The sequence below is a fragment of the Dyadobacter sp. BE31 genome (genome assembly GCF_031457695.1).
Lineage (GTDB): Bacteria > Bacteroidota > Bacteroidia > Cytophagales > Spirosomataceae > Dyadobacter.
The window spans coordinates 176,325-189,201 of sequence record NZ_JAVDXA010000007.1 but is presented as its reverse complement, the minus strand read 5'-3'; the positions used below and the strand labels follow the sequence as shown (position 1 = coordinate 189,201).

Annotated in this window: 11 protein-coding genes; 3 read left to right on the top strand and 8 right to left on the bottom strand. The window is 51.4% G+C overall.

Annotated elements, in window-relative coordinates:
- Window positions 1-11: 11 nt before the first annotated feature.
- The 5 genes from J2Y43_RS28645 to J2Y43_RS28625 all read right to left on the bottom strand — a co-directional run bounded on the left by J2Y43_RS28645 (window position 12) and on the right by J2Y43_RS28625 (window position 5,767).
- A complete protein-coding gene (locus tag J2Y43_RS28645) occupies window positions 12-1,439 on the bottom strand; it encodes a nucleoside hydrolase-like domain-containing protein (protein WP_309990660.1) in 1,428 nt (475 codons plus the stop codon).
- Window positions 1,440-1,526: 87 nt separating this feature from the next.
- Entirely contained in the window at window positions 1,527-2,489 is a 963-nt protein-coding gene (locus J2Y43_RS28640) for a transketolase C-terminal domain-containing protein (protein WP_309990658.1), read from the bottom strand.
- Window positions 2,490-2,532: 43 nt separating this feature from the next.
- The gene (locus J2Y43_RS28635; RefSeq protein ID WP_309990655.1) at window positions 2,533-3,360 is read right to left on the bottom strand and encodes a transketolase; all 828 of its coding nucleotides are present in this window, start codon (window positions 3,358-3,360) and stop codon (window positions 2,533-2,535) included.
- 60 nt (window positions 3,361-3,420) lie between these two features.
- Window positions 3,421-4,881 (bottom strand): L-fucose/L-arabinose isomerase family protein, encoded by a 1,461-nt coding sequence (locus J2Y43_RS28630; protein ID WP_409014507.1) that lies wholly within the window; start codon window positions 4,879-4,881, stop codon window positions 3,421-3,423.
- A gap of 118 nt (window positions 4,882-4,999) precedes the next feature.
- Window positions 5,000-5,767 (bottom strand): DeoR/GlpR family DNA-binding transcription regulator, encoded by a 768-nt coding sequence (locus J2Y43_RS28625; RefSeq protein ID WP_106596458.1) that lies wholly within the window; start codon window positions 5,765-5,767, stop codon window positions 5,000-5,002.
- A gap of 212 nt (window positions 5,768-5,979) precedes the next feature.
- Between J2Y43_RS28625 and J2Y43_RS28620 the strand changes: the two genes are divergently transcribed.
- The 3 genes from J2Y43_RS28620 (at window position 5,980) to J2Y43_RS28610 (ending at window position 7,554) form a co-directional block, all read left to right on the top strand.
- Window positions 5,980-6,783 (top strand): DUF1080 domain-containing protein, encoded by an 804-nt coding sequence (locus J2Y43_RS28620; RefSeq protein ID WP_309990647.1) that lies wholly within the window; start codon window positions 5,980-5,982, stop codon window positions 6,781-6,783.
- 102 nt (window positions 6,784-6,885) lie between these two features.
- Window positions 6,886-7,179, top strand: coding sequence for a type II toxin-antitoxin system HigB family toxin (locus tag J2Y43_RS28615; protein ID WP_309990645.1), 294 nt, complete (start codon window positions 6,886-6,888; stop codon window positions 7,177-7,179).
- Window positions 7,180-7,188: 9 nt separating this feature from the next.
- A complete protein-coding gene (locus J2Y43_RS28610) occupies window positions 7,189-7,554 on the top strand; it encodes a helix-turn-helix domain-containing protein (RefSeq protein WP_309990642.1) in 366 nt (121 codons plus the stop codon).
- 5 nt (window positions 7,555-7,559) lie between these two features.
- On the opposite strand, the gene J2Y43_RS28605 is transcribed toward J2Y43_RS28610, so the two are convergent.
- The 3 genes from J2Y43_RS28605 to J2Y43_RS28595 are packed head-to-tail and all read right to left on the bottom strand — an operon-like array spanning window position 7,560 to window position 12,841.
- Window positions 7,560-9,581 carry a glycoside hydrolase family 127 protein gene (locus tag J2Y43_RS28605; RefSeq protein WP_309990639.1) on the bottom strand — a complete coding sequence of 674 codons (2,022 nt, stop codon included), beginning with the start codon at window positions 9,579-9,581 and terminating at the stop codon, window positions 7,560-7,562.
- Between the two features lie 43 nt (window positions 9,582-9,624).
- Window positions 9,625-11,457, bottom strand: coding sequence for a six-hairpin glycosidase (locus J2Y43_RS28600; protein ID WP_309990635.1), 1,833 nt, complete (start codon window positions 11,455-11,457; stop codon window positions 9,625-9,627).
- A gap of 4 nt (window positions 11,458-11,461) precedes the next feature.
- Window positions 11,462-12,841, bottom strand: a complete 1,380-nt coding sequence (locus tag J2Y43_RS28595) for a glycoside hydrolase family 140 protein (protein ID WP_309990634.1) — start codon at window positions 12,839-12,841, stop codon at window positions 11,462-11,464.
- Window positions 12,842-12,877: the final 36 nt, after the last annotated feature.

Sequence of the window (12,877 nt, the reverse complement as noted above, 5' to 3'; positions counted from 1 at the left end):
GATGATCGCGGCTATGGGTACACGGTCACGATCACGCGCTGGTACCGCGTCAGCGCGGGCGAACCGCCGTCGGTCACAGCCAGTACTATGTGGATCGTCTCCGGTTTTTCCACCTTCGGAGCCACAAAAGACGTCTGCGCTGCTTTTATATCTTTAATGCCGAGCGATTCTTTGATATTGTAGCTCCCCGGTTCGGGGTAATAGATCCATTCGTAGTTCAATGCGTTACCATCCGGGTCCTGCGAGCCTTCGGCACTAAGCAGCACGGTCTCACCCACTTTCGCATTGATGCGCGTGCCGCCTTTCACAACGGCCTTCGGCGGGTGGTTGGCGTCTTTATAGGGTTTGATCGTCCAGTCCATCCGAGCCGCGAAATCGTACTGGAATGCCTCGCGCCAGCGCCATAATGTGGCCTTGTTGCTGGTGTGGTAAGCGCCGTCGGTGCCTTTCACCTCGTCCATCGCGTCGGTGTAGATGGGCCGGGTTTCGGGTTCATAGAAATATTTGAGCGTGCGTGGCGTGTAAAGCTCGTACCGTCCGCCCCAGCCGCCGTACTCAGGATGCTCGGGGTCATTTAATCCATTGTTAATCAAACCCAAAAACGACGGTGTATCGCCTTCCATGAGGAATTTGGTAAAAGGATATTCCTTGCCCATCGGACCATGGCTACGAACGTGCTCGTCGAGCCAGGGGTTGTCTACGATTTCAAAATTGGCACCTGCGAAACGGCCGTGGAACTTGTCGCCGCTAATGCCCGACCAGGTGGCATAATGGTAAGCACCCGCCGCGTGGTAACCAGGGCTACCCACATAAAAAACGTCCGGGAAGTTTTTGCGGATCCACGGACCGGTATCGTCCTGGTCCGAAATCGTGTACATTCTGATTTTGGATACAAATTTCTTCACATCCTCAGGTGAGCGCGTCATTTTCACTTTCCAAAGCGCCTGCGCAAGGCAATTAGCGCCACCCCAGACAGGAATCCATACCGGACGATCGTCCTTTTTATCAACTACCTTGATAATCCATTCCGAACCTTCCGAGTCCTTACCCTTGCCTACCGCATTCAGCCCGAAATCGGGGTAGGCGCTTTTGGTAATGCTAATCAGGTAGTCAGCCTCCGGGTAGCCCTTTTCGTGCAGAAGCAGGTTAGGACGCACTTTCCGGTAGGCCTCAATGAGCTGCTTGATCTTTTCGGGCGCAACGCGTTTTTGCTGGTGAATGGAAGTCGTGGCTACGAGGCCTTCAACGTCCCATTGATTGGAATAGGTCAAAAACCGGATCATCGACTGGGTGTCGTCCGGCTCGTTTTCGATGTCTGTGAGCACCAGCACGCGACGCTTGGGTGCATCCGGCGCGTCCTGCGCCTGCGCGAGGTCAGCCCCGGAAAAGCCGCTCAATAGCAGCGCGGCACCACAGAACACTTGTCTTATCAGTTTCATAAATTTTGACCAAATAACCCTATTTGAAAAACACCTGATTTTACAACGACTAATTAACCGCTCGTTTACACTGACACGAGCAGCCGCTTATCTGACAAGGCCAAGTGCCGCAGCAGCAATACCGCCTTCTGAAATACCGTAATGATTGAAAATCTCCGTTTGGGAGCCGGTAACCGTGTATTCGTCGGGAATACCCATGATTTTGAACCGGTTATGAAAGTCATTCTGGATCAAAAACGAAGCGCAAGCCTCGCCGAGACCGCCGTAAACGCTATGCTCTTCCACCGTAACAACTGGCTGGCCGGAAGCTGCAATATTTCGCAAAAGATCGTAATCGAGCGGCTTGATCGTGTGCATACTCACCACCGTGGCCGAGATATGATGCTCGCGTTCGAGCTTATCTGCCGCCAGCAATGCAGGAGCTACCGTTTCACCTGTACCGATGATCGTCATATCGCTTCCCTCACGCACGACGCGTCCTTTTCCGAATTCAAATGTCTTTTCCTCTTCGGAAAGCAAAGGCATTTGTTTTTTGCCAAAACGGATGTAGACCGGCATATCGGTTTCAGCAGCGAGTAGAACGGCCTGCTCCGTTTCGAAATTATCCGCCGGAGCTACCACAATGAGGTTATTAATGGTGCGCAGAACCGCGAAATCGTGCAAACTGTGGTGTGTGGAGCCCAATGCACCGTAGCTCACGCCGGCGCTGATGCCGATCAGTTTCACCGGGTTGTCGGAATAAGCCACATCGTTTTTGATTTGCTCCAATGCGCGCGCCGTGAGAAAGCACGCAGGCGAAACCGCAAAAACCTTCTTGCCCGCAGAGGCCAGGCCCGCCGCGACCCCCACGAGGTTCTGCTCCGCAATACCTACCTCGATGATCTGTTCCGGGAACTTCTGCCCGAACGGCACCAGCTTGCCGGAACCGCGCGAGTCACTCGTTACCACGATAATGTCCCTGTCGGTTTGGGCGAGGTGCTGCAATGTACCTGAAAAAACTTCCAGATTAGCCCGCTGGCTCACAGCAATGTTCTCGATAGTCGCATCCACTATTTCGTCGATTTTAATTCAATGTCAGGTTTCCCGGAACGGCTCAGGCAAGCGTTACTTCCAGCGCGTCCAGCTCCTGTATCGCATCGGCGTACTCCTGTTTGTCAGGTACGCCGTGATGCCATTTCAATTGATTTTCCATGTAACTCACGCCCTTGCCCTTTACGGTATGCGCGATGATGAGGCTCGGCTTATCTTCTTCAAATGGCAATGCATCGAATGCCGCCATCAGTTCGCCGATATCGTGCCCGTCGACATGCCGCACTGCCCAGCCAAATGCTTCGAATTTCTCGTCGACAGGGTCGGTGTTGCAGACAGCGCTGGTAGGGCCCGAGATTTGCAGGGTGTTTTTATCTAAAATGGCGCAAAGGTTGTCCAGCTTGTAATGCGAGGCCGACAACGCGGCTTCCCAGTTGGAGCCTTCGGGCAACTCACCGTCGCCCAGGACCGTGAACACGCGGTAATCGCGCTTATCGAGCTTGCCGGCAATGGCGGTACCGACGCTCAGCGAAAGTCCGTGGCCCAATGCGCCGGTATTCTGCTCCACACCGCGCACCTTGCGGGTCGGGTGGCCAATGTAATGCGACTGGTATTTGCAAAGCGTTTCCAAATCCGACTCGGGAAAGAAGCCGCGCGAAGCCAGCACTACATATAATGCTTCCACCGTATGTCCCTTGCTCTGAATATACCGGTCACGGTCGGGCGAATCGAAAGTGCCAGGGCCGACGTTCATCGTATGGTTGTAGAGCACATTCAAAATATCGATACACGACAGGCTTCCGCCGGTATGACCCGCCTTGGCCTGGTAGATATATTTGAGTATTTTCTTACGGTACCCCACCGATTTCTGCGCCAGTTCCTTTTCCGACATGACTTCTAGCATTAGTCCGGCCTCTCGACCGGTATTCGTAAATTTCCGATAGTTCAGGGTTCAGTTCTGCGAAACGAGTTCGCGGTCGGGCACGCGCGTGGCGTAGGGCTGCTGCGCGGGTTCATCGAACACCTGCAATTCCCACCCCATATAATTGCCCAATGCTTCTTTCAGAATACCCGCCGTTTTGGATGCATTCATTACCACGTGGTGTTCGAAACCATTTCGGCAGATGTATTGCATCAGGTTTTGCAAGTTCGGAATCTCGGCCACGGCGCGGTTACCGAATGTTTTCAGTGTGTCGTCCGTCAGACGCCCCTCGCCTATATACGCCTTCATTATCCCGCGCGGGTCGTCCGTGCTGATGCGTCCGTACGTAAGCGGCATCGCAGGCGTGCGACCGGCCAATGCACCCCAGGTATTCTCCTCTCCCACCGAAGTGCCGAGGATCGGCGCCGTCGCGATTTCGATATCCGGCAAAAACGATTTCGCCCAGTTACCGCAATGGAACAGCACACATTTGTTATCGTCGTTGGCGTAATTGTTATTCCAATCCACGAGTGCGCTCGGCGAGCCCGATGCGAGTTGCAATGCATACATACTTAATGTACCCGTCACATCCACCTCGCAGCCACTAGGCATCATGTTTTCGCTCATCATGCTCATGCTCGTGCACACGTTGCAGCCGTAGTTCTGCTGCACCGAAGTCCAACATTGGATGGCCGTTGCATCCAATGCATTCGCCGCCATAAACTCTCCCAAAACCACGTCCAGCTTCGCCATTTGGATTAATGCTTCATCCGGCGTGCGGCCGCGAGAGGCGTAGGAAGTGATTTTGTCCAAACGCTCCTTCACCTTCGAATCCTGGACGGTAAGCTTATTGGCATTGCCCAATATTTCCGACAGGTCCACCGTCACAACTGAAATGCCGTTGCGCTGTAATATTTTTTCGCTGTACCGCACCGTATTGAACCCGCCCGGGCGAGCGCCAATCGCACCGATGCGCACATTGCGCAACCCTTTGGTCACCCGGCAAACCGCTACGAAATCATTCAAATCCTTAATGAACGATGGGTCGGTCGGATGCACGACGTGCTTCGTGGTAAGCGTGTATTTAATGCCAAATTGATACAAGTTGTTGCAGGCTGAAATCTTGCCACACCATGAATCGCGGCGGCGGGCTACGTCCAGCTTGTCCAGATCGTCGGGATAACCTTGTACGAGCACCGGCACGTTCAGGTCAGCCAGTTTCAACGTTTCGGCAATGCCCCTTTCGTCGCCGAAATTGGGCAACACCACCAGCACGCCGATGATCTCATCGCGATGTGCCCGGAAAAGCGCCGCACATTTCTGCGCATCCTGGAACGTCTCGACGCCTCCCAGCTTTGTAGCCTCGGTATCGAGCATAATCCCATTGATATTCAATTTTTTAAGTAAACCAACGATCTCCACCCGCGCCTCGGCCACCAGCCTGTCCGGAAAGAAATCCCTGTTACCAATTATGACTCCAATACTTTTCATGTTCATGGTTTAAAGGCGATAAGCTTTAAGCTATAAGCTATAAGCTATAAGCCTTATGCTTAATGTATCAAATCAAACTCCATCCTCCCTTTCCTCCATCCTCCCTTTCCTCCCAAGATCATTCCGCAATGATCAACTCAATCTCATTATCGTGGAACAGCTGCTGAAACTTCTCCTCGATCCCCGCGTCGGTAATGATATAGTCGATCAGCGACAGCGCTCCGAGGCTCGCGAATGCGCTTTTTCCTACTTTGGTCGAATCCGCTACGAGGTAAGTCGTGTCCGCTGCGTCGATCATGGCCTTTTTCACGACCAGATCGGCGATACTCGGGTACGTCAAACCTGCTTTCAGCGACAATCCCGCTGTGGCGAGGAAGAGCTTCTGCACATTCAGACCTTTGAAAAAGTCGGCGGCTTTCTGGCCCGTCAGCGACAAGGTAGGCGGCTTGAACTCGCCCCCGGTCATGATCACCTCGATGCCCGTTTCGGCACCCAGGATCAATGCGATATTCAACGCATTCGTGATCACCGTCAAGTGCTTGTTGCTGCCCCGCAGCTTCTTCGCAATCTCCGTCGTGGTAGAACCCGAATCGAGGATAATCGTGTCGCCATTCGAAATGAATTCCAGACATTTAGCCGCGATCAATTCCTTTTTATCAAGGTTCTCCTGATTGGCCAGCGAAAAATTGCGCACCTGGTCTTCGACATTCTTCAAAAACGCCCCGCCGTGCTCCTTGATCACCAGGCCGTCCTTTTCGAGTTTATCCAGATCCTGCCGGATCGTCACCTCGGTCACTTTAAAAAGCCTGGCCAGGTCAATCACCTTTGCCGAGCCGTCTTCTTTTAACAGTTCAAGTATTTTCTCTCTTCTCTGATTTGCCAGCATTGTATCAACTTTTGTTTTTTACCTAAAAATAGATGGAAAAGAAACAATTCGTCACATACCGACAAAAAATAAACCTATTCACAGCCCAAATAGAATGCTTAAACTTATCAAAAGCAAATTTACATAAATAAAAGAAAATAAAAAGAGAAAATTGAAAATAATAGTGAGTTATTGTACTATTATTTCTTTGTATAAGCACAACTATCTGATTTATGCTTGATTTTGAATTGACAGCCACGCAGCGTAAACACATCATAACGAGCCTGTTTACCGGGGTATTCGTACTGGGCATCAGCACACTGGGAAGCGCCCAATCCGAAAAAGAAGCGAAATTACCCGCGCCCTCCGCCACCGAAGACTGGTCGTTTAGACCACCGCTCGTGACGCCGGGAGAAACCTGTACCCAACCACCTTCCGACGCCATTGTGCTGTTCAGCGGCCAGTCAGATCTCAACAAATGGGAACACCCTGACGGCTCACCGGTAAAATGGAAAACCGATGGCGACGCAATTACCATCGTACCGAAGGCCACCGACATCCGGACCAAACAGAAGTTCGGCAGCATGCAGCTCCATCTCGAATGGCGCACGCCAGACCCATCCGAAGACAAGGATTTCAACCGCGGCAATAGCGGCGTACTCATTATGGGGCTCTACGAATTGCAGATCTACGAATCCTGGAATTACCATACCAAAATCTACTACAACGGCCAGGCCGGCAGCGTCTACAAACAACACGCCCCGCTCGTCAACGCCGCCGGCAAACCCCAAACCTGGCAGACCTACGACGTGGTTTTCGAAGCACCCGTCTTCCGTGCCGACAAAACCCTCGAGAAACCGGCCTACATGACCGTTTTCCACAATAATGTATTGATTTTAAACCATGTTGAATTGAAAGGACCGATGGTGTATCAGGGCTATCCAAAGTATCAATTCCATGACGCTAAACTGCCTTTGCAATTGCAGGAGCATGGGAGTAGAGTGAGTTTTCGGAATATTTGGGTGAGGGAGTTGTGAGTAAATGCCGTTGGTTCATTGAGCGATGGCGCTTGGACATAAAATTCGTTCTGAACACCACTAGTTTTCAAAATTGAAGCTGTAACTTCATACAGCAAACTTGTGGTTGTAATATCTCACAAAGCGATCAGAGCGTTTTGTTCAGAAAATCGGGAACTGGAACATCCGCTAGACAGGTGGTACAAGGAGGCCTTAAAGGCTACTTGGGCTAAATTCTCAGATGTGAGGCAAACATGTGGTTCGGTTGACTCAGTTGGCAATGCTCTATTTGTCTTTAACATAGGTGGCAACAAGTGCAGGCTTATTGCACGGATTTTGTTTAAGAAACGGACTTTATACATCCGGTTCATCGGAACACATGAGGAATATGATAAAGTAGATTTGTCTAAACTATAAGAAAGAGATATGGAAGCTATAAAATCTGAAAAAGAGTATGAGGATGCGCTTGAAGAGGTTAATAATTTGATGAAAAAGGGCGACGAACATATTTCAGACGAAGAAGCAGATCGGGTAGAGATACTTGCATTGGCCATTCAGGCTTACGAAGCAATACATTATCCTTTCCCAATGCACAAATCAGTTCCCGAAATGGTTGAACATAAGCGTTTCGAACTTAACCTAACAATTTCTGGCCTTGCGGAGTTACTTGGATTAGGAAAAGCAAACCTTACGCAAATCCTCAACGGCGAACGCGAGCCGGATGTACCATTTTTAAAGGCAGTTTACCATAAACTTGGCATTGACCCCGGCGTTTTACTCGATAACGCATAACCCCATCACCTTACCAGCGGCAGCCAAACCGACATATCCCCATGCCCCCGATTCCCCCAGGCGTAATACGGCACGAGCCGCACAGGAATGGTTTTGGGTGCATTAACGGACACTTCTCGGTATAACTTTTTGTCCCAGTTAGCATTATCCATCAGCACCGCATCGCCTTGCAGGCTCATTACCGGACTGTTTTCGATGGTTAGTAAGGAAGGCTTGAAGTTATTCCGGGCGGCAATGGCAACGTCGAAAATGGTTTTGCCTTTGGGCAGATCAATGGACTCCACACAATAAACAACCGGCCCGCGCTTGACGGCTACCTGGTTGCGCGTTTCTTCTACCAATGGGTTGGATTCGATTAACTTGACGGGCATATCAAGCGTTAACTCAATTTTGTCACCTGCTTTCCACGCCTTTCTCAACTCCGCGTAGCTCCCCGAGGCAAGCTTTACAGTTTCCTTTTTACCATTCACCATCAAATTCGCATTGCTGCACCAGCCTGGAATGCGGAAAAACAGCGATAATGCATCTTTCGGCGCCTCGTCGACAGTGATGGAAATTTTGCCATTCCACGGATAGTCAGTCAGTTGGGTCAGTCGCAGCTGACCGCCTTTAATGGCTGTTTGAAACTTATTCCCGCCATACAAATTGAAGAATATACCCGCATCGGAAAGGCTGTAAGCATACTGGCTTACCTCGGCGACTGTGCGGACTGTGTTCGGCGGGCAGCAATTCGATTTCGAAATGTAAGCCTGCCTGTCCTTCTCCCAGCGCTGCTTGAACGGCAATGCATCGGAGTAGGCCAATGGATTGGTATACAAAAATTTATCCCCTTTGAGATTAATGCCTGATAACACGCTGTTGTACAACGCGAGCTCTACAATATCAGCATATTTGGCGTCGCCGGTGATTTGCAACATGCGCCAGTTCCACAGGACATTGCCAATGTTGGCGCAGGTTTCGTTGTGGGCTGTGAAATTGGGGAGCTGGTAATCACGGCCATATGCCTGGTGAATTTTCTGGACTTCGTCGGGTTTGTAGCTCGTGCCATCGGGCGAAACGCCGTCATAAAGCGCGCCGCAGCCACCGGTAACGTACATTTTGTGCTGGGTAACGTCGTCCCACATCGCGTGCAGCTGCGCGAGCAACGCCTGGTCGCCCGTTTCCGCGTACACATCCGCCACGCCCGCGTACAGGTAGTTGGCTCGCACGGCGTGCCCCATTACTTTGGTCTGTTTCAAAAACGGAATGCGGTCCTGGTTATCGTCGGTACCCTCGGTGACACCTTTGATGGCGATCAAATGCTTTACGAGCGTGAGGTATTTTTCATCGTGTGTGGTGCGGTACAGCTCCGAAAGACCCATGTAATGCGCCGGACAAATGGCATTGCGGCTTTGCTCGGGCGTGGCTGCACGATAGAAGGTAATAAGAAAATCAGCTGCCTTTTTGGCGACGTCGAGCAGGGTTGTTTTGCCGGTGGCCCGGTAGTGCACGCAGGCGGCGGTCATCAAATGCCCGAAATTGTAGGCTTCGAAACTAAGCCGGTCCGCAAACATCTTGCCTTGCCCTTGCTGCTTTTGCTCGATAATGGCTTTGGTATAAATGTACCCGTCTTCACGCTGCGCTTTGGCGATCACTGCGATGGTCCTGTCCATCAGTTCGTCCAGCTTCGGGTCCCTGGTGGCTGCGTAGAGGCTGGCTACCGCTTCAAATGTTTTGTAAAAATCCCCGTCGTGGAAGGACGGGCCTTTAAAATTGCCCGGCTCCAAACCCGCGGCGATCTCGAAATTGCGGAACGAATGGCTCAGATTTGGGTCGGTGTAGGTTTTCCAGAGCTGCGGCACCATGGTTTCCCGACATACCTTGAAACGGTCGGCCCAGAAACCCTGCGTCCATTGCACGGCGGTCATATCCGCGCCGTGGAGTTTTGCAAACTTGCTTTGAGAAGTATTTACCAGCGCTTTTTCCTGGGCAAATGCATGCAAGCTAAATCCCATAGAAAGTGCAATAAAGGCTTTGGTAGTTTTCATATTTTTCAAAAATCGGCCATGCACTTTTTGGCAAAATCCGAATTTAAAATGACTTGGTAATCAGATAATCAATGGCAAAAACAGCTTCCGGGTCTTTCATACCGGCGTTGGGCAGGTCGTACATCTGGTCGGTAGGCGTGTCGGCATCCGGGAAGCGGCGGGTGCCGCCGGTGCGGAAAGCAATGCGGCTCACGGATTCCAATGGCGCAAAAAGTACGCCGGTACCAACCTGCTTGCCATTCACCACGACGGAGTACAACCGCGTTTCGGTGTTGGCTTGCACCTTAATGTCATAGTGCTGGCCTTTTTGGTATTCCAAAAGCGTCTTATTCCGATACCCCGCTTTCAAACGGAACACCCCGGTTGAATCAAAAGACAAACGAATGCCCGGCGTACCCCTGGCGTCGAGGAATTCGATATCGAGCAAACCGGTATTGTTTTGATCCGGCGTCACAGAAAACTCTGCTATCAGCTTTTTCGTGGCGGGAATCACGCGTTCCACCCGGGCATAGTCGAAATGGTCGGCGTCTTTGATAACCAATGCCTTGCCATCCCGAGACTTGCCAATGCTTACCGGCGCTTGCAATGGGCTGTAAATGTTCCACCCGGCCAGTTCTTTGCCGTCGGGCATTTGCGCAAAGCGGTCGGATGCATGTTTTTCGGCTTTGTCCCGCACAGGAACAGGTATTTCTGACACCCAAATATCCTCTTTGTTCATGCTATACGTCACCCAGAGATTGCCGTCCGGCGGCGTGCCGTCTCCTTCCGAAATACCCCGCACATATTGGGGGCCATAGGATTTATAGTTGCCGCCATAGCGCATCGAAGTAATCTCTCCATTCACGAGCAGCAGATTTTTGTAGTTCAAACCATCGTCACTAACCGAAACAGCAAGCGGCCAACGGAATTCCGACGGATTATAAACCGTGGCATACTTCCCGTCCGACGTTTTTTGCCCCCATATCTTCGCATTACTGTTCACAAAACCCGGCGCACGTTTGGGCTTATACAGCCACGTTTTCCCTTCGTTTTTGCTGATGCTGGTCAATGCATTTTTCCAAAGCCCCACTACCCTACCATCCGGCAAGTGGTAAAAACTGAATGCTTTATATTCCCCTTTCAAACTGATCACCGGATCGTCGCGATCGGCCTCTTCCACCCATTGCTGGGTCACCAACTTATTGGCAAGTAACTCGTCGCACGCCTCCACAAAGCCCTTGTCCTTACTTTCGGTGTACATCGGATAATCCGAAGGCGCTTTCCAGGAAGCATTATGCCGGATAAAGTAAATCGGGCCGTAAGTACCATCCTTTTTGATCTCCCGCACCACCCTGCCAATGCCGTGGCCGTCGTTCGGGTCGTCTTTGGCATCCAGTACCATCCCGAAATAAGCCAGTGTGAGCAACCGGCCGCTTTTGGATGTATAAAAACCCATGCGCTGGTGCATGACCGCGTATAAATCCTTCGCCACACCCGGGTGACCTTCCTTTTTCGTACCGTCGGGGATTTTGTAAGGTGGGAAAATTGCCACGGGCCTGGTCCAGGTTTTACCGTCTTTCGAGGTCTGTAAAAGCGTTTGCCCCGGTGGGATGTGCTCACCGACGGGGTTACTGAGGTAGTTTAAGTAAAATGTCCCGTTCCAATACGCCAGCATCGGAGCGTGATTGTAAGTCCAGGTGATAGCCGAATCCCCGCTTACGTCCGTCCGGTTCGCGCGTAGCGTCTGGTATGAATGCACGCCGATAGCCGGGCTCAGCTGGCCGTGATGGTAGTCTACGTTCACCAGCGTTTTACCCGTGTAGCGGATCGTATCCTGTGCATTTGCCAAGCCCACAACCAGGCACAGGGCCAGTATTCCGGTTAAATCTTTTTGCATAGCGTTATTTTTCCAACACCAAAACCCAATCGTTCCCGTTTCTAACCTCCCCGGGCGGGTTAAATGTTTTGATGCCTTTGTTTTCAAATTTTCCTAAAACCTGGATTTCGCCTGTGCGCGGATCGTACCAGCTTGCATTCACCTTCGCGCCGTCTATTTTACCCATGTTGATCTTCATATCCCGGCCATTCCAGGTGTAAATGAATGCATAATCCTTCCCACGAGTGGCAATGAGCCGATCGTACCGTTCGCCGTTTTCAGCAACGAGCGACTGGTCGGGCACGCGTTCGAAGTAAGGTTTTGAAAGCATTAAGTTCTTCAAATGCATCATTTGCCCCGCTCCCGGATCGTTCATCGCTTCTTCCCAGGAAGGCAATTTGGGGTCTGTCGCATATCGCATTTGCATCACCGCATTGTTCCCGTACGTAAACCCGCAGGCACCCGCAAATACCGACCAGTAAGCGTACCGCCGCACATCGTCGGCCGTCCATACCGGCAGCGTTTTGTCGTGCAGGCCATGCCAGATATTTTCGTAGGAAGGCTCCCCGTCGAGTACAGGTTTTACCGGCGTACGGGCATAATCGGTCTCCACGTAACGCCAGTTATCCTCGCCGTAACGCAAATCTTTGGCCTCGTTATCCTGCGCATAAGTGCGGTGACCCGATTGGAACATATTGAAATCCAGCCACTCCCGATTGTGAAACCATTTCGAAGACTGCATTCGGCCAAACGGGTGGAAAGTAATCAGATGATTCGGATCTTCGGCGCGCAATGTGCCCCCGATCGCTTCCCAGATACCAGGAACAACGTCGCCCTGAATGTCTCCGCCATTGATCCACACAATATTCGGCCAGTCGCGGTAGCGCCTCGCCAGAAATTGTGCGTAAGCCTTCGCCTGTGCCGCGCTGGTTTTTCCATTCTTCACAGCATTACCCCAAATAGGCACCATGCCGATCTTAATGCCCTTTTCAGCAGCCTTCCCGACCACGTAGTCGATATGGTCCCAGTAATCGTATTGCTCCTGGTTTTCAAATGCATTCCCGTCCGTCACTTTGGGCATACCCAAATCGTGGTTCACCAATGCCGAATCACCGTACACGTTCACGGTACGCAGTGCCTGCACCACCATCACCTGCACCACATTGAAGCCCTTTTGCTGGCGATCGGTCAGGTAGCGATCGGCCTCCTCGCGGGTAAGGCGGTTGAAAAGCAGCCAGCCGGTATCGGCCAGCCAGAAAAACGGCTTCCCATGCTGATCCTCAAAAAACCGCCTATTTTCGAAAATTTTCAGTGTTCCGGATTGGCTATAAACAGGCTTTGCACCGGTGATGATACCGGAGCAAAGGAGTGTTAGGAACTTGGAGTTCAGGAGTTTAAAGTTCATTGATTTGGAGGAAAGGGAGGATGGAGAGTTGAAAGT